Source organism: Massilia sp. TSP1-1-2, from assembly GCF_049896185.1.
In the GTDB taxonomy this organism is placed as follows: domain Bacteria; phylum Pseudomonadota; class Gammaproteobacteria; order Burkholderiales; family Burkholderiaceae_D; genus Telluria_A.
Window position 1 is genome coordinate 18,465 of the sequence record NZ_JAFCTU010000033.1, and the last position, 26,940, is coordinate 45,404.

The window sequence follows — 26,940 nt, forward strand, 5'->3', positions numbered from 1 at the left end:
CGCCATGACGATTGACCTGCAGACGCCCTACGAACAGGGCAACAAGAACCAGAGCACCACCTGGGCCGAGTGCATCGCGTGGTACCAGGACCTGGCCCAGCGCTTCCCGCGCGTGCTCGGTTTTTCCGTGATCGGCATGTCCGACGCCGGCTTGCCGATCCACGCCGGCGTGGTGAGCGCCGATGGCGTGTTCGACCGCGAGCAGATCAGGGCGGAGGGGCGGCCCGTCTTTTTTAACAATAACGGCATCCATCCGGGCGAACCGGAAGGCATCGACGCCTGCATGGCGCTGGTGCGCGACTTTTGCGTCGATCCGGCGCGCCTGGCCGCGCTGGGCAAGACGGTGTTCCTGTTCGTCCCGCTGTACAACGTGGACGGCAGCGTCAACCGCGCCAACACCTCGCGCGTGAACCAGGACGGGCCGGAGCAGTTCGGCTTTCGCGGCAATGCGCGCCACCTGGACCTGAACCGCGACTTCGTCAAGTGCGACACCTTGAACGCGCAAGTGTTCAACAAGCTGTTTGCCGCATGGGACCCGGACGTGATGGTCGACACCCACACCTCCAACGGCGCCGACTACCCGTACACCATGACGCTGATTCACACCCAGACCGACAAGCTGGGCGGCGCACTGGGCGCGTTCCTGAAACAGACCATGCTGCCGCACATGTTCGCCGAGATGGCGCGCCGCGGCTGGCCGACCTGCCCGTACGTCAATCCGGTCAAGGACAGCCCGGAGCACGGCATCGCTGAATTTTTGGAGACCGCGCGCTTTTCGACCGGCTTCGCAGCGCTGCACCATACGATCGGCTTCATGCCCGAGACGCATATGTTGAAACCGTTCGCCGACCGGTATGCGTCCATGCGCGCGCTGGTGGAAACGGCGCTCGACTTCACGGTGGCCAACGCCGGCGCAATCATGCAGCTGCGGCGCGCCGCGCGCCAGGAGGCTCGCGCGCGGCGCGAGTGGCCGCTGCACTGGGCGATGGACGAGAGCCGGCCATCGAGTTTTCGCTTCAGCGGCTATGCAGCCCGGTACAGCGCCAGTGAGCTGGGGCAGTACCAGCGCCTGTCGTACGACCGCGACGCGCCGTGGGAGCGCGATATCGCCTACTACGACAACTTCGTGGCCGACATCGTCGTCGCCACGCCGCGCGCCTACGTGGTGCCGCAGGCCTGGCGCGAAGCGGTCGAGCGGCTGCTGTGGAATGGGGTGGCGATGCGGCGGATCGAGGCAGACGAAGTGCGCGAAGTGCAGTATTACCACGTCACGTCAGTCGCTTCGCGGCCTGACGCGTACGAGGGCCATATGTTCCATGACGACGTGCAGCTCGAAAAACGCACGGCGCCGCTGCTGCTGCGCGCCGGCGACTGGTGGATCGATCTTGACCAGGACCGGGCGCGCTATGCGATCGAGACGCTGGAGCCGCAAGGGCATGACAGTTTTTTCCGCTGGGGGTTTTTCAACAGCGTGCTCGAGAAAAAGGAAGCGTATTCGGACTATGTGTTTGAAGATCACGCGGTCGAACTGCTGCGCGAAGAGCCGGCATTGCGCGTGAAGTTCGATGCGTGGAAGGCGGCGCATCCTGAACTGCTTGCCAGCCAGGCGGCCGTGCTTGATTTTATATTGGCCAACTGCGAACGGTATGTAGAACCGGAGTGGCGGCGCTATCCGGTGTTGTCTGTGCTGTAACGCGGGCGTTGGCGCAATGCCCGCTTCGCGCTTTTCCGCCCTACAAGACTGCGACTATGCTGGTTCTACGGTCCGCGATAACCGTAGGGCGGAAAAGCGCGAAGCGCGCATTCCGCCAGGTTGCCAGTTAGCGCGTCTTCTCAATCCAACATCCACCTCGCCTCCAGCGGCGCCAGCCATGTCGATTGATGCGGCGTACGATGACCAGGTGCTGGATCTACGGTCAACAATAACCGCAGGGGCTAGACGCCCCCGCGAGAACAGCGACCGCGCATTGCGCCAAGCGAGCCGTTAGCGCGTCTTTTCAATCCACCGATCCACCTTGGCCTCCAGCAGCGCCAGCGGCATCGTCCCATCCTGCAGCACCACCTCATGGAACTTCGGCAGGCTGAATTTGGCCCCCAGCGCGGTCTCGGCCCGCTTGCGCAATTGCGCAATTTTCATCGCGCCGATCTTGTAGCCCAGCGCCTGCCCCGGCCACACCATGTAGCGCTCCACGGCACTGCGCGTGACTTCCTCCGAGTCGCCCAAGGTGTCGCGCATGTACTGGATCGCCTTTTCGCGCGACCAGCCCTTGCTGTGAATGCCGGTATCGACCACCAGGCGCGCGGCGCGCAGCATCTCGTCGTTCAGGTGGCCGAAATAATCCTCCGGCTTGTCGAACAGGCCCATCTCCTTGCCCAGCGTTTCCGCATACAGCGCCCAGCCTTCGGTAAAGGCATTGTTCCCGCCGAACTTGCGAAAGTTCGGCAGGTTCATTTCCTGCAGCAGCGCGATGTGAAAGTGATGCCCCGGCTGGCCTTCGTGCAGGAACAGCGTGACCATGCCGGTGCTGCCGTACTTGGTGGGATCGTTCACCACCGACCAGAACACGCCGGGACGCGAGCCGTCGGCGGCAGGCGCCGTGTAGTGGTCCGACGCCGTCTCGCGCGTGAGTTCAGGCTCCAGGCGCAGGTCCAGCGGCGCTTTTGGCATCAAGGTGAACATGGCCGGCAGCTTGGTGCGCAAGGTCGCGTCAAGCTTGCGGTAGACGTCGATGATCTCCTTTTCCGACTTGAACGGGCGGTACTTATCCTGCTTGGCCACCCAGCCCGGCAGTTCGGCTGCCGGCCCCGTGTAGCCCATCTTCGGGCCGACGATCGCATACTGGTCCTGAATGCGCGCCACTTCCTTCAGGCCGATCTCGTGGATCTGGTCGGGCGTGAGGCTGGTGGTGGTCTGGGCCGCCACCGCCAGCTGGTACCATTCACGTCCGCCGGGCAGCTCGCTCCAGCCGGTGCTGGTGCGCGTCGCCGGCAGGTATTCTTTTTCCAGGAAGCTCGACAAACGCTTCAATGCCGGCGTGAGCTTGTTGGCAATCGTGGCGCGGTAGGCGCGGGTCAGTTCAGCCTTGTCCCTGGCGGAAAAAGCGGCGGGCATCTTCTTGATGGCTGTGTAGAAGATGCTCGCTTCCGGCGTGGGGCTGACCAGTTTCTGGAACTGCGGCAGCATCGACAGCGCCGGCGCTTTTTGCAGCACGATCCCGGTCTTGATCCCCTCGCGCATGTTGACGATGGCCTGGTCGGTCCATGCCGGCAGCTGGTTCAGCCGGTTCAGGTAAGCCCTGTATTCCTTCACCGTGGTGAGGCGCTGCGCCGCTTCACCGCTGGCGTAGTTCGCCAGCGTCAGCGGCACGCTGTCCATCTGGTTGAGCGGCAGCAGGTGTTCGGGAATGTGCTCGAAGGATAGGGCGGACTTGAGTTCAAAGTCGAGGATGTCGTAGTTGGTCTGGGCGCCCAGGTCCAGCTCCATGCGGTCAATCGCCTGCAGGCGCTTGAGGTAACCGCGGTACAGCGCAAACTGGCGCGCGCGCATCTTGGGCGCGATCGCCAGGCCGACCTGGTCGTCGAAGCGAGTGTCGCCGTTCTCCGTGGCAGACACCGGCTCGCTGCGCGCCTTGGCGTCGTAGTACTGGTCGGCGATCAGGTCGAGCTGCTTGCGCGCCTTGGCGGAGACAACGCCGGAGACCTTGCCGGCGGTGGGCGGCTGCGCCATGGCGGCAGCCGGGACGAAAGTGAAGGCCAGGGCGGCGCACAGTGCGGTCAGGGTGAGGCTTTTTTTCATTTTTGATTCCGTCAATGAGTGTGGGCGCAACTAGCATGCGCAATTAAAATTTGATGAGCTTCAGGTTCGTGACCGTCGCAAAGGAGGCGACGGCGCCGCCGAGCCACATCGTCCTCGCGCACGCGGGGACCTATAGAGCGGATGCCAATCATTCCTTTTAAATCAATTAGTTATAGTAAGCAGATCAATTCAAGAGGAACACGACGCGTTAGTTCTATGGGTCCCCGCGTTCGCGAGGACGATGTGGTGCAAGTGCAGGCTCCTCGGATGGCAAGTGGTTCCATGCATGCTGAAACTTCGCCGTGTACGCAGTGGCGGCAGCTATCAGTACGTTGCCAGCGCCACCGGCGCGCCATTCTTGAAGGTGTACACCGTCACGGCCGACTTGAGCATGTTCCCGGCCGCGTCATACGCATACATCCCCACCACGCCCTGGTAGCTGCTCGCGTGCATGGCCGCGCCCACCACCGACGGGTCGAGCGAGTTGGCCGACTTCATGGCCTGGGCGATGAACATCGCCTGGTCATAGAACGAGGCCGCGTACACGTCCGGCGCCTGTTTGAAACGCGCCTTGTAGCGCTTCTGGAAAGCCGGTCCCGCAGCTTGCTTGTCGAGGATTGCGCCGCCCTGCGCGCACAGCACGTTCTCGCCCACGGCGTCGCCCCCGAGCTTGGCCATCTCCGGGCTGCACAGCGTGTCGCCGCCCAGCAGCTTGACGTTTTGCAGGCCGAGCGCGCGCATCTGGCGCGCCATCGGGCCGGCCTGCGGCGCATAGCCGCCGAAGAAAATCGCGTCCACTTTTTTGGCCTTGAGCGCGGTCAGGATGGCGGCAAAATCGGTCGCCTTGTCGGTCGTGAATTCGCGCCCCGCCACGGTGAGTCCCGATTTCTTCGCCTGCTTGACGAATTCGTCGGCCACGCCCTGGCCAAAAGCCGTGCGATCATCCACCACGCCGATGGTTTTTACCTTTAACTGTTTGGCGGCATAGTCGGCCATCGAGGAGCCGAGCTGGTTGTCGCTGGCGACAATCCGAAATACATTCTTGTAGCCGCTCTGGGTGACCTTGGGATTGGTGCCCACGGTCGACATGATGATGCCGGCATCGTTGTAGATGCGCGAGGCGGGAATCGCCACGCCCGAGTTGTACGGCCCCACAACGAAGCGCACGCCGGCGTCGGCAAATTTTTGCGCCACGCTCACGCCGGCTTTCGGGTCTCCCTGGTCGTCTTCGGAGACCACTTCGAACTTGATGCCTTTACCGCCGATGGTCATTTTTTTGGCATTGAGTTCGTCAACGGCCAGGCGCACGCCGTTCTCGTTGTCCTTGCCGGCAAAGGCGTTGGTGCCCGACAGCGGCCCGCTCACGCCAATCTTGACCACTTGCTCCTGCGCGGCGAGCGCGTCGGCCACGACTGCGGCGAGCAGGGCGGCTGTCGCCAGCGTCAATACGTTCTTATTCGACAGCATACAAATGTTCTCCGATAAAAGAAGCGGCAATCATCGCACGATTTCAAGTCGTCAGGCCGTGCGAAATCAGTTCCAGCGGCAGCGCGGTAGTGAACTTGATCTGTTCCATCGAGAAAGCTGACGACACGCCCGACAGGTGCGCCGTCTTGATCAGCTTTTTGTAAAAACGGTCGTAGCCGCCGATGTCGGTGGTGACCACCTTGAGCAGGTAGTCCACGCTGCCGCTCATGCGGTGGAATTCCTGCACCTCGGGCAGCGCGATGACGGCTGCGGCAAAACGGTTGAGCCATTTTTCATCGTGTTCCGGCGTCGTGACGCTGACGAAAACGGTGACCGGCAAGCCTACTTTCTGGCGGTTGACGATGGCCACGCGGGTGTCAATGTAGCCGTCTTCTTCCAGCCGCTTGAGGCGCTTCCAGCACGGCGTACTCGACAACCCGACGCGTTCGCTCAGGGCCGCAACGGAGAGCGTGCCGTCGATTTGCAATGCGGCCAGGATTGCACAATCAAACTTGTCAAGTTGATTCATTCTTTAATTCCGCAAAAGATGGCATAAGCATGCTCAAGTATAGTCCTGATGTGGAACATTTGGCATATCTTGTCCCCGACAAGGCGATATCATATTCGTTACCACTGCTCACCTCGCCGCCATGAATACCGAAATCTACCTTGACGCCAACGCCACTTCGCCAGTGCTGCCTGCGGCCATCGCCGCCGCCGCCATGGCCATGCGCGAAGGCTTTGGAAACCCCAGCAGCACCCACGCCACCGGGCTGCGCGCAAAAGAGCTGCTCGACGCGGTCCGCGCGCGCGCCTGCGCGCTGCTTGGCGTGGGCGCGGGCCGCCTGTGTTTTACCAGCGGCGCGACCGAAGGCATCCAGAGCGCGGTGCTCTCGGCGCTGTGCGCGGTGCGCGAACGGCGCCTGCGCGGCGAGTATGCGGGCGAGCTGCTGGTCTACGGCGCCACCGAACACAAGGCCGTACCCGAGAGCCTGGCCCACTGGAACCGCTTGCTGGGCACCGGGCTCGAACTAGTCGCGCTCCCCGTGGACCAGGACGGGCGCCATGATCTCGCGCTCCTTGGCCAGCTGGCGCCGCGCGCGGCGATGGTCTGCACCATGGCCGCCAACAACGAGACCGGTGTCGTGTCCGACCTCGACGGCATCGGCGCGGTGCTGGGCGCCGCTGCCGGTCCCGCCTTGTGGCTGGTCGACAGCGTGCAGGCGCTGGGAAAAATGGCGCTGTCGCTGGCGGCCACGCGGATCGACTACGCGCCCTTTTCGGGTCACAAGCTGCATGCGCCCAAGGGCATCGGCATGCTGTACGTGCGCGCCGGCGCGCCCTATACGGCCTTGATGTGCGGCGGCGGCCAGGAGGGCGGCCTGCGCGCCGGGACCGAAAACATGGCCGGCATAGCCGCTCTGGGCGCAGTGCTCGAGGCACTTGGCGACGGCGCCACCTTTCGCTCGCATTCGCAGCTGTCGCAGTTCCGCGAGCGCCTCGCTGGCGCCTTGCGCGCGGCGCTGCCTGGTGTGGTGTTCAACGCGCCGTTTGCCGGTGCTTTGCCGACCACGCTCAACTTTTCGGTTCCCGGCTTGGCGAGCAAGGAGCTGCTGGACCTGTTCGACGCGGCCGGCCTGCGCGCCAGCGGCGGTTCGGCCTGTTCCTCGGCGAAGGCCGCGCCAAGCTACGTGCTCGAGGCGATGCACTTGCCGCACTGGCAGTGCGCAGCGGCGGTGCGCCTGTCGTTCGGTCTCATGGCCGACCAGGGGTTTATTGACGCCGCCTGCGCGCGCATCGCCCGTTGCGGCGCAGCGCTCAGGGCCAGCGCTCCGGGCGCGTCGGCCATGCCGGTCGAGCCTCCCGACGGCATCATGCAACTGGGCGTGGACGGCGCCTGCACCTGGCTGGTGCTTGACGCGGCAAGCCGCAGCTGCATCGTCATTGATGCGCTGGAGCCGCTGGCCTCGCGCATCGCCGACTTCATCGGCGGCCACCAATACCAGGTGCGCGCCGTACTCGACACCTGCGGGCATGTGGCGCACGCATCAGGCGCCCCGGGCCGCGCCGCGTTGCTCGCACTGCTGGAAGGCAGCGGCGATGGCGCCGCCGGCCACGACGCGCCGGGCTGGCCGGGCATCAGTCAGACCCTTGGTCTGGGCGCGCGCATGCTGGTGCGCGTTGCGCGGCAAGATGGCGCCATCTACCTGCTCGGCCAGCGCGCCAGGGACGGCGTGTTGGCCCCGGCCGATGTCGACTTTGCGTTTATCGGGCCGGCGGTCCCGCCACAGTTGGCGTCGCTGGTGGGGCCGGGCACGATCTTGTGCATGTCAAACGATGGCGACGAGCTGCCGTGCACCACGCTCAGGGCGCGCGCCGCGCCACCGGGTGCCGTACAGCGCACGCTCGACGCGGCAGCGCTGCCGGCATTCATGCTCGCGCATGCCGACGCGGTGCTGGTCGACGTGCGCGAGCCGTACGAACATCTGGCCTCGCGCTGCGGCTCGTTGCAGGGACGGTTGACCCACAGCGTCCCGCTGTCGCGCCTGGCCGATCATTTGCCCGGATGGTTAGGAGCAGTGCCACGGCCGCTGGTGTTTTTCTGCCGCAGCGGCGCTCGCAGTGCTCGGGCGGCCGCGTGTCTGCATCGGCTGGGATACGAGAACGCCTGGCATGTTGCGGGCGTACTGGAGTTTGAGGGTGCACCTGAGGAGCTGGCCGTCGCTGCCTGAATGCGACCAGATTCGCGACAGCGATCATCCCTTTGGCGGTTTGCCCTTGAAGGCAGGCCGTTTTTTTGCCGCCAGCGTTAGCGACTGTGGGTGGCGATGCCCGTCGACTGATGGCGCACGGCGCTCGCTTCAAGACCGGCGCCGATGGCCAGCACGATGGCGATGGTCAGGACCATGATGGCGGTCCGGCTCCGTTGAACTTGTTTGTATCTTGGTAATCTGTGGTGTGACATGATTTTCCTCGAAGAAAGGTCCGTCGGAAGTTCCAGCTTAGACCCGCGTTTCCGTCAGATATTGCGCTAGATCAAACCCGGAGTGCAGTTTCTGCGCGCAACTGAAGTCTCTCACGGAAATGAAATTTATGCATCTGATATCGAATATTTCATTATATCAATTTCAAATCTTTAACATTGCTGCGATAAAAATGGTGGCTGGCGCACCCGTTTTATTTCCGCATTGCATCTAATTCCAGTCAATCTGGCGTTAATTGCGCCGATCTCCGCTGGTTCAGGCCATTAGCGTCCCGCTGTGTACGTTGGCGCACAGTAGGCGTGGACCACTCGTTTTATTATGGAAACAGCCGTCCGACCCGGTCGCAACGCGCTGTCTGTTCAGCGTCTTGGCTACGCACGCCCACGCGAGGTCCCTGTTGAACGAAGAAAAAATTATACTGGCTGACACGCTCTATTCCTGGCGCAACGCTGCGCTCGATGGCGAAGATCAAGCCGACGAATTCCCCCTACGCTCGGAATTGTTCAGTGCGGCCCAAATGGCAGCGCACGGCAAACACCTGGCCAGCCGTCATGTATTGAGCACCAAGAGCGGCCCTGACAAGCTGCTCGCGCGCCTGTCCGAAAACGCGATCGTCATTTCCGAAACCTGCCACGAACTGACGGCGGCGATCAAGACCGGTCGCCAGATCACGCCCGCCTCCGAATGGCTGCTCGATAACTTTTACCTGATCGAAGAGCAGATCCGTACCGCGCGCCGCCACCTGCCCAAAAATTACAGCAAGGAGCTGCCGCGCCTGGCCAATGAAGATGCCGACGGCACGCCGCGCGTGTACCAGCTGGCCCTTGAAATCATTTCGCACGGCGACGGGCGCGTGGACCCGGAAAGCCTGACGCGCTTTGTCGACGCCTACCAGGACAGCGCCACCCTCAAGCTGGGCGAACTGTGGGCCATCCCCATCATGCTGCGCCTGGCGCTGATCGAAAACCTGCGCCGCGTGGCCGCGCGCGTGTACGACAACCGCACCCAGCGCGACCGCGCCAACACCTGGGCCGACCAGATGACGGAAACGGCCGAAAAAAACCCGAGCGATCTGATATTGCTGGTTGCCGACATGGCCCGTTCCGGCCAGCCGATGAACAGCGGCTTTGTCGCCGAGCTGGCGCGCCGCCTGCAAGGCCAGGGTCCGTCGCTGACGCTGGCGCTGCAATGGGTGACCATGCGCCTGGCCGAAGCGGGACTGACCATCGAGCAGCAAATCACGGCCGAAATCGGTCAGCAGGCCGCCGACCAGGTCTCGATCAGCAACAGCATCGGCAGTCTGCGCTTCTTGAGCACCATGGACTGGCAAGAGTTCGTCGAGACCATGAGCGTGGTCGAGCAGACCTTGCGCATGGACCCGCACGGCACCTACAGCAAGATGGATTTTGCCACCCGCGACAACTACCGCCACGTCATCGAAAAACTGGCCAAGCAGTGCACCTTTACTGAAGTGCAGGTGGCCGAACACGCGCTCGCGCTGGCGCTGGAAAACCGCGACCTGGCCGCCGGCGGCCTGGATGAACGCACCCGCCACGTGGGCTACTACCTGGTCGGCAAGGGCTTGCCGACACTCGAGCACCGCTTGCAGGCGCGCTACGGCGCGGGCGAAGCGATGCAGCGCAACGCGCGCAATTCGCCCGTCTCAAGCTACCTGGGCGCGATCATTGTTTTTACGGCGTTGTTTACCGCCAGCGCCGTGCGCCATGCGCAGCTGTCCGACGTCGACGGTCTGCTGCTGGTGCTGGTGGGGCTGTTTGCGGTGATCGGTTCGAGCCAGCTGGCGCTGGCGCTGGTCAACCTGATGGCCACCCAGCTCACGCGCCCGCACCCGCTGCCGCGCATGGACTTCAAGGACGGCATTTCGTCGGACGCGCGCTCGATCGTGGTGGTGCCCACGCTGATCTACAGCCTGGACAACATCGCCTCGCTGGCCGAGGCGCTTGAAGTTCGCTACCTGGCCAACCGGGATCCGAACCTGCGCTTTTGCCTGCTGACCGATTTCGCCGACGGCGACAAGGAGCACATGCCGGGCGACGCCGAACTGGTCGCCGCCGCCAGCAACGCTATCTTGGAACTGAACGAAAAATACGGCCAGGTCCTCAAGCAGGAAGCCGTCTCCGAGGAAGGCGAAGCGCGCATCGAAGTGCAGCGCCACGAACCGTTCCTGCTGCTGCACCGTCCGCGCCGCTGGAACGAGCGCGAAGGCGCCTGGATCGGCGTCGAGCGCAAGCGCGGCAAGCTGGCCGACCTGAACGCCTTTTTGCGCGGCGGCGCGCGCGACCGCTTTGCGGCGGTGGTGGGCGACACCCACGGCCTGTCCAATGTGCGCTACGTGATCACGCTCGACACCGACACCCAGCTGCCGCGCGACGCCGCGCGCAAGTTCATCGCGACCATGGTGCACCCGCTGAACCGCCCGCAGATCGACAGCAAGGAGCGCCGCGTCATCGAAGGCTACGGCATTCTGCAGCCGCGCGTGGCGTGCGCTTTGCCGGGCGAAAACGCGTCGCGCTACGAGCAGCTGTGCGGCGGCGAGCCGGGCATCGACCCCTACACCCGTACCGTTTCCGACGTCTACCAGGACGTGTTCTACGAAGGCTCGTTCGTCGGCAAGGGCATCTACGACATCGACACCTTCGAGGCCGTGCTGGGCGAGCGTCTGCCCGACAACCAGATTCTCAGCCACGACCTGCTCGAAGGCTGCTACCTGCGCGCCGGCCTGCTCAGCGACGCCCAGCTGTACGAAGAATATCCGGCCCGCTACAGCGACGACGTGAGCCGGCGCCACCGCTGGACCCGCGGCGACTGGCAGATCGCCGCCTGGCTCCTGCCGACGGTGCCCAACGCGCACGGCAAGCGCGAGAAAAATCCCTTGAGCGCGCTGTCGCGCTGGAAGCTGCTCGACAACTTGCGCCGCAGCGTGATCCCGGCCGTGCTGACCGCCATGCTGCTGATGTGCTGGGCCCTGATGCCCAAGCCCTGGTTCTGGACCGTGGCCGTGATTGCCGTGATCTTCCTGCCGAACATGATCAGCGCCATCTGGGACTTGGTCGAGAAACCGCATGACGTCCTGTGGCGCCAGCATTTCTCGACCTCGATGAAAAGCACGCGCCTGATGTTGGGTCACTCGACGCTCACGCTCGCCTTTTTACCCTACGAAGCGTTCTTCAGCCTGGACGCCATCGCCCGCGCTCTGTACCGCATGCTGGTTTCGCGCCGCAAGCTGCTCGAGTGGCGCGCCTCCAGCCTGAACCGATCTTCCACCGATATGGCGTCCAACTGGCGCAGCATGTGGTTCGCTCCCGCGCTGGCCGTCACTGTTGCGCTGGTGCTCGGCTACTTGCGCGCCGAAGCGCTGCCGGTGGCCGCACCAATACTGCTGCTGTGGTTTGTCTCGCCCGTGATCGCCTGGTGGATCAGCCTGCCGATCGAACGCGCCAGCGCCGAATTGGCCGCGACTCAGACCGTGTTCCTGCAAACGCTGGCGCGCAAGACCTGGAGCTTTTTCGAGACCTTTGCCGGCCCCGAAGACAACTGGCTCGCGCCCGACAATATGCAGGAGCATCCGGTCAGGGTGGTTGCCCACCGCACTTCGCCCACCAATATCGGCATGTCGCTGCTGGCCAACCTGACCGCCTGGGACTTCGGCTTCATCACCGCCGGCCAGGTGCTGCAGCGCTGCGACGACACCTTCCGCACCATGGCGCGCATGGAGCGGCACCTGGGGCACTTCTATAACTGGTACGACACCGTCTCGCTGGCGCCGCTGCATCCCAAGTATGTGTCGGCGGTCGACAGCGGCAACCTGGCGGGCCACTTGCTCACGCTGGCGCCCGGCTTGACCAGTCTGGCCGACCAGCCGGTCGTGAGCCGCCAAACCATCGAAGGCTTGCAGATCACGCTGCGCGTGGTGCAGGAGCACGCCAAGGACGCGCCCGCTCCCGTCAAGGCGGCGCTGGGCGCGCTGCAGCTCGCGCTCGCGCCGCTGCAGCTGGGCGCGATCGACGCCCTGCCTGGCATCATCGCCGCCTTGAAGCGCATTTGCGCCGCGGCCGACGCCGTGCTGGCCGCGCTGGCCGGCGTGCTCGACCCGAGCCTGCAATGGTGGGCCGCCAAGCTTGCCGTGCAAGGCAGCAGCACGCTCGACGAACTGATGGAGCTGACACCCTGGATGGATGCGACGCAGGACGCCGTCTTCGATTCGAGTCTGTCGCGCATTCCGACGCTGCGCCAACTGGCCGGCTTTGCGCTGACCAGCAGTCCCAGCACCGACCTGGCGCCGAGCGAACGCGAACGCCAGCAAGTGCTGGCCGAGCTGGTCGGGCGCGGCAGCGAGCGCGCGCAGCGCCGCATGGAGCAGATCGCCCGCCTGGCCGAGGAGGCGCGCGCTTTTGCCAATATGGACTTCCGCTTCCTGTACAACCATTCGACCGACTTGCTGGCGATCGGCTACAACGTGTCGGACCGGCGCCTGGACGGCGCCAGCTACGACCTGCTGGCGTCGGAAATTCGCCTGTGCAGTTTTGTCGGCATCGCCCAGGGCCAGTTCCCGCAGGAGCACTGGTTTGCGCTGGGCCGCCAGCTGTGCATCGTCAGCGGCGAGCAATTGCTGCTGTCCTGGAGCGGCTCGATGTTCGAGTACCTAATGCCGCTGCTGGTCATGCCGACCTACGACAACACGCTGCTCGACCAGACCTACCACGCCGTGGTCAACGCGCAGATCGATTACGCCAAGCAGCGCGACATCCCGTGGGGGATTTCGGAGTCCGGCTACAACGCGGTGGACACCGGCATGAACTACCAGTACCGCGCCTTTGGCGTGCCCGGCACCGGCATGAAGCGCGGCCTCGGCGACGATGTCGTCATCGCGCCTTACGCCACCATGATGAGCCTGATGGTCAAGCCGGAAGCGGCGGTCGAGAATTTGCAGCGTATGGCCGACCTGGGCTTCATGGGCAAGTACGGCTTCTTCGAGGCGATCGACTACACCAGCACGCGCCTGCCGCGCGGCCAGAATTTTGCCGTCGTGCGCTCGTTCATGGCCCACCACCAGGGCATGGGCCTGCTCGCGATCAGCTACCTGCTGCACGACCGACCGATGCAAAAGCGCTTCGAGTCCGACCCGCTGTTCCAGGCCACCATGCTGGTGCTGCAGGAGCGCGTTCCGCGCGCCGGCGCGTTTTATTCCAACACGGCAGAACTGGCCGCGATCCGCGCACCGGCCGTGGCGCCGACCGCCATGCCGATGCGGGTCATCACCCAGACCACCACGGTGCAGCCGGAAGTGCAGCTGCTCTCGAACGGGCGCTACCACGTGATGATCACTAGCGCCGGCGGCAGCTACAGCCGCTGGAAAGACCTGGCCGTGACGCGCTGGCGCGAAGACGCCACCTGCGACAACTGGGGCACCTTCTGCTACGTGCGCGATGTGGACAGTGGCCAGTACTGGTCAACGACCTACCAGCCCACCATGGTCGAGCCAAAAAAATACGAAGTCATTTTCTCGGAAGGACGGGCGGAATTTCGCCGCCACGACCGCGGCATCGACTTGCATACCGAGATCGTGGTCTCGCCCGAAGACGATATCGAGATGCGCCGCACGCGCATCACCAACAAGTCGTCCGTCACGCGCACCATTGAATTTACCAGCTACGCCGAAGTGGTGATGGCGCCCGCTGCAGCCGACGCCGCCCATCCGGCGTTCCAGAAGTTGTTCGTGCAGACCGAAATACTGCGCAACGAGAACGCCATCCTGTGCACCCGCCGCCCGCGCGCCAAGGACGAGCAGATGCCGTGGCTGCTGAACCTCATGACGGTGCATGACGGCGCGCTGGTCGACGTCTCGTTTGAGACCAGTCGCGCCGAATTCATCGGCCGCGCCAACAGCACCGTTGCTCCTCTGGCGATGCAGGAAGCCGATCCGCTGGGCGGCATGGAAGGCTCCGTGCTCGACCCGATCGTCGCGATCCGCTACAAGGTGACGCTCAAGCCCGACGAAACCGTCACGCTCGACGTTGTCACCGGCATGACTGAAACGCGCGAGGCGGCGCTGCACCTGATCGACAAATACCAGGACCGCCACCTGGCCGACCGCGTGTTCGAACTGGCCTGGACCCACAGCCAGGTCGTGCTGCGCCAGCTGAACGCCAGCGAATCGGATGCGCAGCTGTACAGCCGCCTGGCCAGCACCGTGATCTATCCGAATTCTGCGCTGCGGGCCGACGCCTCGATCCTGAGCCGCAACCAGCGCGGCCAGTCGGGCCTGTGGGCCTACGCCATTTCGGGCGACCTGCCGATCGTGCTCATGCAGATCAAGGACCCGGCCAATATTGAACTGGCGCGCCAGATGGTGCAGGCGCACGCTTACTGGCGCCTGAAAGGGCTGGTGGTCGATCTGGTGATCTGGTACGAAGACCAGTCCGGCTACCGTCAGCTGCTGCAAGAGCAGATCATGGGCCTGATCGCCTCCGGCATCGACGCCCAGGCGATCGACCGCCCGGGCGGCATTTTTGTCCGCATGCTCGACCAGATTTCGAACGAAGACCGGGTGCTGATGCAGTCGGTGGCGCGCGCGATCCTGTCCGACAGCGCCGGCACGCTGGCCGACCAGGTCAAGCGCGCCACGCCGGTCACGCCCAAGCTGGCCTTGCTGATGGCGGAAGAACGCAAGGAGCCTTACCAGCTACGCGCCGGCATACCGCAGCCGCAGCGCGAACTCATTTTGCACAACGGCACGGGTGGCTTTACGGCGGACGGGCGCGAATACGTGATCCGCACCGACGCGCAGCACCGTACGCCCGCACCATGGGTCAATGTGCTGGCCAATCCCAACTTCGGCAGCGTGATTTCCGAAAGCGGGCAGGCCTACACCTGGGCCGAGAACGCGCATGAATTCCGCCTCACGCCCTGGGACAACGATCCGGTGTCGGACCGCAGCGGCGAGTCGTTTTACATCCGCGACGAGCAGACCGGCGTCTTTTGGTCGCCGACTGCGCTGCCGGTGCAGGCCAGCGGCGAGTACGTGTCGCGCCATGGCTTTGGCTACAGCATCTTCGAGCATGCGCAGCAAGGCATTTACAGTGAGCTGACCACCTTTGTCGCGCTGGACGCATCGATCAAGTATTCGGTCATCAAGCTGCGCAACGACAGCACCGTGCCGCGCCGCCTGTCGGCCACGGGCTACGTGGAATGGGTGCTGGGCGACCTGCGCGCCAAGTCGTCGATGCACGTGACGACCGAACTCGATCCGGTCAGTGGCGCGCTGTTTGCGCGCAACGCTTACAACACCGAGTTTTCGGGCCGCGTGGGCTTTTTCCACGTCGAGGGGCAAGGGCGCACTGTGACGGCTGACCGCACCGAATTCATCGGGCGCAACCGCACGCTGGCCAATCCGGCGGCGATGGGGCGCGCACGCTTGTCGGGCAAGCTTGGCGCCGCGCTCGATCCGTGCGCGGCGATCCAGGTAGTGGTCGAACTGCAGCCAGGCGAAGAACGCGAACTGGTGTTCATGCTGGGTGTGGGCGGGCGCAGGAATGCGGACGCCACCGGCATCATCTCGCAGTACAGCGGCAGCGCCGCGGCCAACGCGGCCTTTGCCAAGGTGCGCGCACATTGGGACCACACGCTGGGCGCGGTCCGCGTCCAGACGCCGGACCCGTCGATGGACGTGCTGGCCAATGGCTGGCTGATGTACCAGACCATCGCCTGCCGCTTGTGGGCGCGCAGCGGCTACTACCAGTCCGGCGGCGCGTTTGGCTTTCGCGACCAGCTGCAAGACGCGATGGCGATGATCCACACCGAACCGCACTTGCTGCGCGAGCACCTGATCCTGTGCGCCGGCCACCAGTTCGTGGAAGGCGACGTGCAGCACTGGTGGCACCCGCCGCAGGACCGCGGCGTGCGCACCCACTGCTCCGACGACTTTTTGTGGCTGCCGCTGGCAACCCACCGCTACGTCATCGGCACGGGGGACCGCAGCGTACTCACCGAGCCGGCCCCGTTCCTTGAAGGGCGCATGCTGAACCAGGAAGAAGAGTCGTATTACGACATGCCGCACCGCTCAGGCCAGACCGGCGACCTGTACGAGCACTGCGTGCGCGCCATCAAGCGCGGCCTGCGCTTTGGCGAGCATGGCTTGCCCTTGATCGGCACCTGCGACTGGAACGACGGCATGGACCGCGTCGGCAACGAAGGCAAGGGCGAAAGCGTGTGGCTGGCCTTCTTCCTCTACGAAGTGCTGCAGCGTTTTTCCGAAGTGGCCGTGGTGCACGGCGACCATGCGTTTGCTGCCACCTGCCGCGCAGAAGCGGTCAAGCTGGCCGCCAACGTCGAAGCGCATGCGTGGGACGGCCAGTGGTACCGGCGCGCGTATTTTGACGACGGCACGCCGCTTGGGTCCCACACCAACGATGAATGTCAGATCGATTCGATCTCGCAAAGCTGGGGCGTAATCTCGGGCGCGGCCGACAAGGTGCGCACCGCGCAAGCCATGGCCGCGGTCGACGCGCGCCTGGTCAAGCGCGACTACGGCCTGGTGCAACTGCTCGATCCGCCGTTTGACGACGGCGTGCTCAATCCCGGCTACATCCGCGGCTACGTGCCCGGCGTGCGCGAGAACGGCGGCCAGTACACGCATGCTGCCATCTGGACGGCCATGGCGTTTGCCAAGATGGGCGACACCGAGCGCGCCTGGGAACTGCTGCGCATGATCAATCCGGTCAACCACGGCTTGAACCCGCGCGATTGCGCCCTGTACAAGGTGGAACCGTACGTGGTGGCGGCCGACGTGTATGCAGTGTCGCCCCACATCGGGCGCGGCGGCTGGACCTGGTACACCGGTTCCTCGGGCTGGATGTATCGCCTGATGATCGAGTCGCTGCTGGGCGTAAGCCTGGCCGCAGAGCGCCTGACGCTGGCGCCGCAGCTGCCGGCCGACTGGCCGGGCTTCAAGCTGGACTACCGCTACCGCCGCTCGGTGTATGCGATCACGGTCACGGCGGGCGATACCGACGCCATGCTGATCGATGGCGTGGCCCAGGCAGGCATGGTGATCGTCATGCAGGACGATGAACGGACCCACCAGGTCGCGCTGCAGGTGCGCCGGCCAACTGTTTAAAACCGTCAAATCTTGATGAAAATGTCCAGTAATGGACATTTTCATCATATCCGCCACACCCCCGCAAATTTATTTGATGAATTTCCGCGAGCAGATTTGCGTGCAAATGGGATATTCAGATCCTGCTCCCCAGCAGGGAAATTCCCCGGCAGAAAGTAACGTTCAGCTTTGTTTAACTTATATCAATTACATATTAATAAGAAAGCTTAATCGAATTTGTAGGTCATATTCCCGTCATGCATAGTTGGGACAATAACAGTGTTGTTTCATAAACGTCCTCGAGGAAATTCAATGCGTCAGAACACCAAAAAGCTCTTGCCTCACCTTGCCATTTTTCTTGCACTGACGGCCGGAAACGCCGCATTCGCATCCGAACTCGATCACCGTGAATTTGAAGCAACCTTGCATGTGCCTTACAAAGCTGCCGCGCAGAACGAAGCGCGCGCCTTCACGCTGGAATTCGACTATCCGTACGTCACCACCGCGCAAGACATCAGCTGGCGCGTCGAGCTGGTCGGCCCCAACGGCCACGTGGTGCAGCGCTGGAATGGCGTGCAGCGCCTGTTCAAGAATGCCGTCAAGGTCGATGTCAAATGGAATGGCCGTGCCGACCCGATCAGCAACCCGGACGGTACCTATCAGGTCCGCATGCAAGCCGTAGCCAACGACGCGCCGCTTGCCGGCAAGGCCGACAAGTCGGCCGCAGGCATCGATGCCGCGCTGGCTGCCGGTGGCGCCGACGTCATCGAGCAAACCTGGGAACTGTCGGTCGGCAAGACCGCTGCCCCGGCCATGCCCGCCTTTCAGGCTTTGAACACCAGCAAGCCGGCGCGCACCGCCGCCAAGACGCAAGACCAGTTGTCGGTCCAGACGATGGCTCCGGCCACCGGTTCGTTGCCGTACACCGTGTATCTTGCCAACCTGCACAGTCAGACCAACCACAGCGATGGCGGCGGCCCTGTCGGCTCCTGTTCCGGTTCGCAAGCGCCGCTGTCGGCCCCGTTCGGCCCGAGCGACGCGTTTGCCTACGCCAAGGGCCGCGGTCTGGACATGTTGATGACGTCCGAGCACAACCACATGTTCGATGGTTCGTCCGGCACCAATACCTCCGCCAACCCGGCCACCGCCAAGGCGCTCTACCAGTCGGGCCTGACGGCGGCGGCGGACTTCAATGCCGCCAACCCCAACTTTCTGGCCGTGTACGGTATGGAATGGGGCGTGATCAACAACGGCGGCCACCTGAATATCTTCAATTCGAGCGATTTGCTGGGCTGGGAATACAACAGCAGCGGCCAGCTGATTGCCGACATCCTGACCGAAAAGACCGACTACGCCGGCCTGTATACAATGATGCGCCAGCGCGGCTATGTCGGCCAGTTCAACCATCCGTCAACCAGCGGCCAGTTCCTCGTGGGCGGCGTGCCGCTCGGCTATTCCGCCGATGGCGACCAGGCCATGGCGCTGTGCGAAGTGCTCAATACGTCGGCGTTCTCGGTCAATACCACCGAAACGGAAACCGGCCGCAGCAATTTTGAAGCTGCCTGCCAAAAGGCGCTCGAATCGGGCTTTCACGTTGCGTTTTCGACCAACCAGGACAATCACTGCGCCAACTGGGGTGCGTCGTACACCAACCGCACTGGTATCCTGATTCCCACCGGCACCCCGCTGACCCAGGATAGCTTTGTCGCCGCCGTCAAGGCGCGCCGCGTGTTCGCCTCGATGGACAAGAATTCGCAACTGGTGCTCACCGCCAACGGCCACGTCATGGGCGAGCGCTTTGCCAACAGCGGCGCGCTGAACCTAGTGGCCAACTATGCCAATACCGCCGGCCAGACCGTGTCGACGGTCTCCATCATCGAGGGCGTGCCGGGCCGCAATGGTACGCCGACCGAAGTGTCGAGCACGGCAAGCACCACCATCACCCCGGCCAATGGCGAACACTATTACTACGCCAAGGTCACCCAGTCGGACGGCAAGATCCTGTGGTCGGCGCCGGTTTGGGTCACTCAGGGTGGCGCGGGCGACAGCGTGCAGCCTACCGTCTCGGCTGCCGAGTCCGGCACCAGCGGCACCATTGTTGTTTCCGCCAACGCCAGCGACAATGTGGGCGTGACCATGGTCGAGTTTTATGTGGACAATGTCCTAAAGGCGAGCAGCAACGTGGCGCCGTATTCGGCCAGCATCAATTCGACCACGCTGGCGAACGGCAGCCACAGCTTGGTGGCACGCGCCTACGATGCCGCCGGCAATGTGGGCGTCTCGACAGCGGTCGCGTTCAGTGTCAACAATTCGACCGTGGACAGCACGCCGCCAGCGGTAACGGCCGCCGAAAGCGGCTCCAGCGGCGCCATCACGCTGTCGGCCAGCGCCAGCGACAATGTGGGCGTCAGCACAGTTGAGTTCTATGTCGACAACGTCCTGAAGGGTACGGACAGCACCGCGCCGTATGCGTTGACGCTCGACTCGCTCACCCTGTCGAACGCCAGCCACGCGCTGACCGCCAGGGCGTACGACGCCGCCAACAACAGCACGCTGTCGGCGCCGGTGAACTTCACGGTATCGAACGTGGCGGCCGTCCAGCGCATCGTCAACCCGGGCTTTGAATCGGGCGCGGCATCGTGGACCGCGTCGACTGGCGTGATCACCACCGACGCCGGCCAGGCGGCCCACGGCGGCAGCTGGAAAGCCTGGCTCAATGGCTATGGCGCGGCGCACACCGACAGCGTCTACCAGCAGGTCGCCATTCCGGCGGCGGCCACCAGCGCCACGCTCAAGTTCTGGCTGAAAGTGGTCTCCGCCGAGACCACCACCACGGGTGCGTTCGACACCCTCAAGGTCCAGGTGCGCAGCAGCAGCGGGGCGGTCCTGGCCACGCTGGCGACGTATTCAAACCTGAACAAGGGCGCGACCTTTGTCGAAAAGAGTTTCGACCTGTCGGCCTACAAGGGCCAGACCGTGCGCGTGTATTTCGAAGGCGTTGAAGGCTCGACCGTGGCCACCTCGTTCGTGCTGGACGACGTGACCTTGAGCACCCAGTAAGCGCGCGGTTTTCCGTGAAAACCCACCGCGTGCGGTGGGTTTTTTTACGTCTGCAGTGTTGTATGTATGGACGTACATACGCGCCCGGCGGTGCTATCGCTGGCGTTCACAGCGTGATATTCTGCCAGCGCCCTTAGATGCAGACAAAAACGGAGACAAGATGAAAAAATCAAGCTACCTGCGCGCCGCAGCGTGCGTCGTGATTACCCAGTGGAGCGCGCTGGCGTTTGCGCTCGACCCGCTCAGCTACGCCCGCTACGACCAGGTCAAGACCACCGATCTCCACATGGACCTGAAGGCCGATTTCGGCACCCGCACGCTGGCCGGCTACGCCGAGCTGTCGCTGGCCTGGATCGACAAAGCGGCCACCACGCTCGACCTGGACACGCGCGAGCTGGCGATCAGCAAGATCGAAGCGCAGGGCCCGAACGGCGCATGGCGCAGCGTGACGTACACGCTCGACAAGCTCGACGCCGAAAAAGGCCAGGCGCTGCACATCGACCTGAAAGGCCAGCCGGCCAAGGTCCGCATCCATTACCGCACCGCGCCCACCGCGAGCGCACTGCAGTGGCTTAATCCCGTGCAGACTATGTCGGGCAAGCGTCCTTTCATGTTCAGCCAGTCCGAATCAATCGACGCCCGCTCGTGGGTGCCGGTGCAAGATACGCCGGCGGTGCGCTTTACCTACAGCGCCCGGATCGATGCGCCGCAAGGTTTGCGCGTGGTGATGAGCGCCGATAACGATCCCAAGGCGACCGGCAAGGGTGGCTGGCGCTTCAAGATGCCGCAGGCAATTCCGTCCTACCTGCTGGCGATCGGCATTGGTGAACTTGATGTGCGCAAGCTCGGTCCGCGCACCGGCGTGTATGCGGAACCGAAGCGCATCAAGGCTGCGGCCTACGAATTTGCCGACACCGAAAAAATGATCGCCGCCGCGGAGTCGCTGTACGGCCCGTATCGCTGGGGGCGCTACGACATGCTGGTGCTGCCGCCGTCGTTCCCCATCGGCGGCATGGAAAACCCGCGCCTGACTTTTCTCACGCCCACCATGATCGCGGGCGACCGCAGCCTGGTTGACCTGATCGCGCACGAACTGGCGCACAGCTGGTCCGGCAACCTGGTGACCAACGCCTCGTGGAAGCATTTCTGGCTCAACGAAGGCTTTACCACCTACGTCACCACGCGCATCCTGGAGTCGCTGTACGGGCCGGATGTGGCTGCCATGAACCTGCAGGTCGAACAGGAAGAGGCGCTCGCGTCATTGGCCGCCATCGTGCCGGCCACCAAGCAGGCCTTGATCACGCGTGATGCCGATACCTCGTCGACCGCGTATGCCGACGAAGGCCTGGTCTATCCGAAAGGCGCCTGGCTGCTGCGCACGCTCGAGCAGCGCGCCGGGCGCGCGGTGTTCGATCCGTTTTTGCGCGGCTGGTTCGACCAGCATGCGTTCCAGAGCGTGACGACCGAGCAGTTTGTCGACTATCTGCGCAAGAACCTGCTGACCAAGTATCCCAAGGTGATGAGCGAGGCGGAACTCGAAGAGTGGCTGTACGCGCCGGGCATTCCGGCCAGCGCCCGGCGCGAAAACTCGCGCCGCCTGGCCGCGCTCGACACGGCCCGCGCCGCATGGCTTAAGGGAGAACTGCCGACCGCCAAGCTCGATACCAAAAATTGGAAGGCGATCGAGTGGATGAAGTTCCTGAACGATATCGACAACAAGGCGACCGTCGCCCAGTTGAAGGATCTGGACCAGGCTTTTGGGCTTGGCAAGACGGGCAACAATGAAGTGGCGTTCCGCTTTTACCGCGCTGCCATTCATGCCGGTTACCGCGACATTCGTTCGCCCCTCAATGCCTTTTTGATGAGCGTGGGCCGCCAGAAATTCGTCGTTCCGCTCTACACCGCGCTGCGCGCCAAGCCGGAAGACAAGGCCTGGGCCGAGGACGTGTACAAGAAAGCGCGCGAGCGCTACCACCCGCTCACGCAGAAAAACGTCGATAAACAAATGGCCAAACAAGGATAAGACCGTGCATTCCATGAACCGCATTGCAGCAGCGATCCTGCTCGCCTTTAGCGTCGCTACCGTAGCAGCCGAGCCGGCTGCTACAGTGGCACCAATAGTGGGGCAAGTAGCCGCACCTGCCGCCGCGTACGACCTCGACGCTGACGTCGCCCGCTCCATGAAAACCTTCGACGTGCCCGGCATGGCGATCGCCATCGTCAAGGACGGCAAGGTCATCGCCGCGCGCGGCTTTGGCGTGCGCACGCTTGGCGTGAGCGCGCCGGTAGACGGCAAGACGCTGTTTGAAGTGGCGTCCAATTCCAAGCTATTCACGGCCGCCGCGCTGGCCATGCTGGTTGACGAAGGCAAGCTGGCCTGGGACGATCCGGTGACCAAGCACCTGCCGGATTTTCAGATGTACGACGGCTACGTCACGCATGAAATGACGGTGCGCGATTTGCTGGTGCACCGCAGCGGCCTCGGTCTTGGCGCGGGCGACCTGCTGTGGTGGCCGACCACGCAATTTACGACCGACGAAATCATCCACAAGCTGCGCTACATTAAGCCGGCCACCAGCTTTCGCAGCGCCTACGCGTACGACAATTTGCTGTACATCGTCGCCGGCAAGATCATCGCGCAAAAGGCCGGCAAGACCTGGGGCGAAGCGGTGCGCGAGCGCATCCTCGCGCCGGTCGGCATGACCAGCACCACCACCAGCCTGGCCGAGAACGCGGGCAACCCGAACGTCGCGCATTCGCACAGCAAGATTAACGGGAAGATTTCGGTGGTCAAGGCCGTCCCGGCCGACAACGCCGTTGGCGCGGTGGGCATCAACACCAACGCCGAGGACATCGCGCGCTGGATGACGGTCATGCTCAACAATGGCGCGCTCGGCAAGGATGCGGCGGGCAAGGAGCTGCGCCTGTTCAGCGCCAAGCAGGGCAACGAAATCTTCACGCCGCACACGCCGATCAAGATTGGCGAGGGCAACTCCAAGCTGGCCGCCACCAGGCCGAACTTCTTCAGCTATGGGCTGGGCGTGCAGCTGCGCGACTACAAGGGCCGCAAGGTGGCCCTGCATGGCGGCGCGCTGCTGGGCTTTTATTCGCGGGTGTTGATGGTCCCGGAAGAAAAGCTGGGCATCGCGATCCTGACCAACGCCGAAAGCGGCGGCGCGATGACGTCGCTGCAGTACCGGATATTGGATCACTACCTTGGCGCAGCGCCCAGCGACTGGATCAAGCTGATCGACGAAGTGGAAGACGAGGCGCGCGCCAAGGACAAGGCGGCGCAGGCCAAGGCCACGACCACGCGCGCGGCGAAGTCGTCGCCCTCGCTGCCGCTGGCGTCGTATGACGGCGAGTATGAAGACCAGTGGTACGGCAAGGTGTCTATCAAACACGTCGGTAACAAGCGTGTGATGAACTTTACAAAGACGCCTGACCTGACCGGGGAGCTGGAGCACTTCCAGCACGATACGTTCATCGTGCGCTGGAAGGACCGGCACTTTAATGCCGATGCGTATGTGTCGTTCTCGCTGAACCCGGATGGCAGCATCGAGCGCATGAAGATGGCGCCGGTGTCGTCGGAGATCGACTTCAGTTTTGACTTTGCCGATCTGACGTTTACGCCGGTCAGGAAGGCGCCGTAACGCAGTGGGGAAGCGTGGCCTGCGGCGCTTTTTTGCGCTTTTGGCCACGGTGGGGGTGATTCTTCCCCTCGCTTTTCCACCGGAATTAGCGCGATAAGCCAACGTGCAAAATAGGGCACAGGAATCCCGTCTATTTTTCTTCTTGGATGCATGCTGGCTATTTAGCAGCTCACAGTAGGGCATCTCACCGCAGCGCTACGTGAGTTTCTTGATCGAATTAGTCCGATGACGTTTGTGGAGGAGCCGAGAGCGGACAAGTAGCTTTGGAAACAGCATGAATCGACGCCAACAGTATTTTCTACCTCACCCACCCACCCGTGACACCATTGGCTCCGGTCTCTACTGCCCGTCCCAAGCCTTTGTCACCAGCGGCGCCAACGCCGCCGTATAGCGTTTGGCCGCCGCATGCGACAGGTGCGACCACTCGGGAATGTCGGTTTCCTGCAACTGCGGATAATCCTCAAAATGAATTCCGGGCATGCCTGTGCGGCGCAAGAGCTCGTCCCAGGTACGGTCGCGCGGAAAAGCACGCTGTTCGAAGGCGTAGTAATCGCCGCCCGATGGTGGGCGCACAAAAACGATACGCACGCCGTGCGCGCGCAAGGTTTTGACGGCCGCTACGGCGCGCGCAATCTGCTTTTCGCCCAGCGCCGCCGCCTTGGCGGGCGTGTCGATTATTGGCGGGGGTGGACCATTCACGCGCGAGGCCCAGATCGACTGCGCCATTGCCCGGTATGCCGGATCGTCGACGACCTTGGGCCACAAATGGGTATTGCGGTCCGCTTCCATCACGGACAGCTTGCGCACGGGCCGCGGGCCTTTCATTCCGGGCCGCTGCGGCCAGTCGAGACGGGCAACGACTTTGTCAAGCGCGAAGTCCTGGTCGTAAAAAGCGAAATACGGCTCGACCAGGCGCTGGCTGAGCCAGTGACCGATGCGCCGCGACGGTCCCTCCTTGTGGTAGCTCCTGATGGCCGCGGTGCGATAGCCAAAGCCGGAAAAAAACAGGTCCGGCGCCACGCCCACCAAAAGCCGGCCCGTGAAATCGGGGTCGGCGGCCAGGTCTTCGAGCGCGAGCACGCTGCTTGTGCCTTCGAGCGCGAGCTGGATCGGGCGCACGCCCGTGCTCTGCTGCCACACGTCGAGCTGCACGTCGAACAGCACGCGCGAGGAACCGATCAGCACTGTGCCCCCGCCCTCGCCCTGATTGATGCGGCGCCGCTGGGCGGCCCACTGGCTGTCGTCATTGGCATAGTAGCCTGTCAATGCCCCGTAATTGCGCCACTGCGCTTCCCATAGGCACACCAGGCCCGCCATGAACGCGAAGGCGCAGGCGCACAGCGGCAGCCAAGGCCGAGCCGGCACGTCGCGCTCCGCCACCGGCTGGGCCACGCCAGGCCGGTCGGAAGCGGTCTGGCGGATCACGAGACCGGGGCGGTCAGAACTGAAAGTAGATGAAGGCATTGCCTGCTCCTTGCGCGATGATGATGGCAAAGGCCATCAGGCCCCAGCCCAGTGCGATGATGGGCGCCGGCACGCGCGTCAGGACATTTTCCAGCGTCGTGCCGCGCATGGCCCAGTGCACGAGAAAGATCGAACCGACAATCGCGCCCGTGGTCACCAGCTGCGCCGTCGGTAGCAGCGGGCCGGCCTTGTCGTTCATGCCCGCCATGCCGTTCAGGATGGTCCACGCGCCGCCGAAGGTGTGGGCGCGGAAAAACACCCAGGTCACGTTCACCAGCGCGTAGGTCAGCAGCGCCAGGGCGAACAGGGCCGCCGGGCCTGGTCGCCAACTGCCGAAGCGCCCGCGCAGGAAGCGTTCGGCGCCCAGGTAGAGGCCGTGCAGGCCGCCCCAGGCCACAAAGGTCCAGCTCGCGCCATGCCAAAGGCCACCGAGCAGCATCGTGGCCATCAGCGCCAGATACGTGCGCGCTTCGCCATGGCGGCTGCCGCCCAGCGGAATGTAGAGATAGTCACGCAGCCATGATGAGAGCGTGATATGCCAGCGCCGCCAAAAGTCCGAGAAGCCCACGGCCGCGTAGGGGAAGCGGAAATTGTCCGGCATTGCAAAGCCCAGGCACATGGCCACACCGATGGCGGTAGTGGAGTAGCCGGCGAAGTCGCAAAAGATCTGGCCGGAAAAGGCGAGCGTGCCCATCCAGGCGTCGAGCATGCCGGGCGGCGCCTTGGCCTCGAACAGACGCTCGGCGGCCGGCCCGAGGAAGCTGTCGGCCAGCACGACTTTTTCGAACATGCCGATTGTCATCAAGGCCAGCCCGAAACCGAGCATGGCGCGGGTCGCTCGGCGCGGTTCGGCAAATTGCGGCACCAGCTCGGTCGGCCGCATGATGGGCCCGGCCACCAGGTGCGGAAAGAAGGTGACGAACAGCGCGTAGTCGAGGAAGCTCTGGGCCGGCGCCGCACGCCGCAGGTAGACGTCGAGCGTGTAAGAGAGCGTGGCGAAGGTGTAGAAGGAAATGCCGACTGGGAGCACGATGTCGAAAGCCGGCGCCTGGTAAGTGACGCCCACCGTTCCCATGACGGCGACGAAATTGTCCATCAGAAAGTGGCCGTACTTGAAGTAGAACAGCATGCCCAGGTTGACGACCACCGACAGCAGCATCCACGCGCGCCGCGCTGCGGGCCGCGCGGCATGCACGAGCTTGTGGGCCGCGTACCAGTCGACGATGGTGGAGATCCACAGCAGCACCACGAAGGGCGGATTCCACGCCGCGTAGAACAGATAGCTGGCAATGAGCAGATTGATCTTGCGGGTGGTCCAGCCCAGCGGCAGCGCGTGCAGCGCGAGCACGATGGCCAGGAAGACCACGAAGGTAAGCGAGTTGAACACCATGGGTGACGCCC

At 63.7% G+C, this 26,940-nt stretch carries 11 protein-coding genes; 6 read left to right on the forward strand and 5 right to left on the reverse strand.

The window, feature by feature from the left end; translation table 11 throughout:
* Window positions 1-4: 4 nt before the first annotated feature.
* Complete coding sequence (locus ACP7BV_RS22130; protein WP_426106869.1) at window positions 5-1,693, forward strand: M14 family zinc carboxypeptidase; 1,689 nt, start codon at window positions 5-7, stop codon at window positions 1,691-1,693.
* 291 nt (window positions 1,694-1,984) lie between these two features.
* On the opposite strand, the gene ACP7BV_RS22135 is transcribed toward ACP7BV_RS22130, so the two are convergent.
* The 3 genes from ACP7BV_RS22135 to ACP7BV_RS22145 all read right to left on the reverse strand — a co-directional run bounded on the left by ACP7BV_RS22135 (window position 1,985) and on the right by ACP7BV_RS22145 (window position 5,792).
* Window positions 1,985-3,796: a DUF885 domain-containing protein gene (locus ACP7BV_RS22135; RefSeq protein WP_426106870.1), complete on the reverse strand. Its 1,812-nt coding sequence runs from the start codon at window positions 3,794-3,796 to the stop codon at window positions 1,985-1,987.
* 324 nt (window positions 3,797-4,120) lie between these two features.
* Window positions 4,121-5,263, reverse strand: a complete 1,143-nt coding sequence (locus tag ACP7BV_RS22140; protein ID WP_426106872.1) for a branched-chain amino acid ABC transporter substrate-binding protein — start codon at window positions 5,261-5,263, stop codon at window positions 4,121-4,123.
* 43 nt (window positions 5,264-5,306) lie between these two features.
* On the reverse strand, window positions 5,307-5,792 hold the full coding sequence (locus tag ACP7BV_RS22145; RefSeq protein ID WP_426106873.1) for an Lrp/AsnC family transcriptional regulator: 486 nt from the start codon (window positions 5,790-5,792) through the stop codon (window positions 5,307-5,309).
* A gap of 121 nt (window positions 5,793-5,913) precedes the next feature.
* Between ACP7BV_RS22145 and ACP7BV_RS22150 the strand changes: the two genes are divergently transcribed.
* The 5 genes from ACP7BV_RS22150 (at window position 5,914) to ACP7BV_RS22170 (ending at window position 24,075) form a co-directional block, all read left to right on the forward strand.
* Window positions 5,914-7,995 (forward strand): aminotransferase class V-fold PLP-dependent enzyme, encoded by a 2,082-nt coding sequence (locus ACP7BV_RS22150; protein WP_426106874.1) that lies wholly within the window; start codon window positions 5,914-5,916, stop codon window positions 7,993-7,995.
* Between the two features lie 649 nt (window positions 7,996-8,644).
* Window positions 8,645-17,383: a GH36-type glycosyl hydrolase domain-containing protein gene (locus ACP7BV_RS22155; RefSeq protein ID WP_426106875.1), complete on the forward strand. Its 8,739-nt coding sequence runs from the start codon at window positions 8,645-8,647 to the stop codon at window positions 17,381-17,383.
* Between the two features lie 291 nt (window positions 17,384-17,674).
* Entirely contained in the window at window positions 17,675-20,422 is a 2,748-nt protein-coding gene (locus ACP7BV_RS22160) for a CehA/McbA family metallohydrolase (RefSeq protein WP_426106876.1), read from the forward strand.
* Between the two features lie 160 nt (window positions 20,423-20,582).
* The gene (locus tag ACP7BV_RS22165; RefSeq protein WP_426106877.1) at window positions 20,583-22,445 is read left to right on the forward strand and encodes a M1 family metallopeptidase; all 1,863 of its coding nucleotides are present in this window, start codon (window positions 20,583-20,585) and stop codon (window positions 22,443-22,445) included.
* A 13-nt stretch (window positions 22,446-22,458) separates the two neighbouring features.
* Window positions 22,459-24,075, forward strand: a complete 1,617-nt coding sequence (locus ACP7BV_RS22170) for a serine hydrolase (RefSeq protein ID WP_426106905.1) — start codon at window positions 22,459-22,461, stop codon at window positions 24,073-24,075.
* 339 nt (window positions 24,076-24,414) lie between these two features.
* On the opposite strand, the gene ACP7BV_RS22175 is transcribed toward ACP7BV_RS22170, so the two are convergent.
* Complete coding sequence (locus ACP7BV_RS22175; RefSeq protein ID WP_426106879.1) at window positions 24,415-25,539, reverse strand: hypothetical protein; 1,125 nt, start codon at window positions 25,537-25,539, stop codon at window positions 24,415-24,417.
* Window positions 25,514-26,929 (reverse strand): MBOAT family O-acyltransferase, encoded by a 1,416-nt coding sequence (locus tag ACP7BV_RS22180; RefSeq protein ID WP_426106880.1) that lies wholly within the window; start codon window positions 26,927-26,929, stop codon window positions 25,514-25,516. Before ACP7BV_RS22180 ends, ACP7BV_RS22175 begins: the two co-directional genes overlap by 26 nt.
* Window positions 26,930-26,940: the final 11 nt, after the last annotated feature.

Bases quoted from the DNA above. Each gene is read 5' to 3' on its own strand.
- ACP7BV_RS22175 (WP_426106879.1), bottom strand. From the start codon at position 25,539: ATGCCTTCATCTACTTTCAGTTCTGACCGCCCCGGTCTCGTGATCCGC.
- ACP7BV_RS22150 (WP_426106874.1), top strand. From the start codon at position 5,914: ATGAATACCGAAATCTACCTTGACGCCAACGCCACTTCGCCAGTGCTG.
- ACP7BV_RS22170 (WP_426106905.1), top strand. From the start codon at position 22,459: ATGAACCGCATTGCAGCAGCGATCCTGCTCGCCTTTAGCGTCGCTACC.
- ACP7BV_RS22160 (WP_426106876.1), top strand. From the start codon at position 17,675: ATGCGTCAGAACACCAAAAAGCTCTTGCCTCACCTTGCCATTTTTCTT.
- ACP7BV_RS22135 (WP_426106870.1), bottom strand. From the start codon at position 3,796: ATGAAAAAAAGCCTCACCCTGACCGCACTGTGCGCCGCCCTGGCCTTC.
- ACP7BV_RS22130 (WP_426106869.1), top strand. From the start codon at position 5: ATGACGATTGACCTGCAGACGCCCTACGAACAGGGCAACAAGAACCAG.
- ACP7BV_RS22180 (WP_426106880.1), bottom strand. From the start codon at position 26,929: ATGGTGTTCAACTCGCTTACCTTCGTGGTCTTCCTGGCCATCGTGCTC.
- ACP7BV_RS22145 (WP_426106873.1), bottom strand. From the start codon at position 5,792: ATGAATCAACTTGACAAGTTTGATTGTGCAATCCTGGCCGCATTGCAA.
- ACP7BV_RS22165 (WP_426106877.1), top strand. From the start codon at position 20,583: ATGAAAAAATCAAGCTACCTGCGCGCCGCAGCGTGCGTCGTGATTACC.
- ACP7BV_RS22140 (WP_426106872.1), bottom strand. From the start codon at position 5,263: ATGCTGTCGAATAAGAACGTATTGACGCTGGCGACAGCCGCCCTGCTC.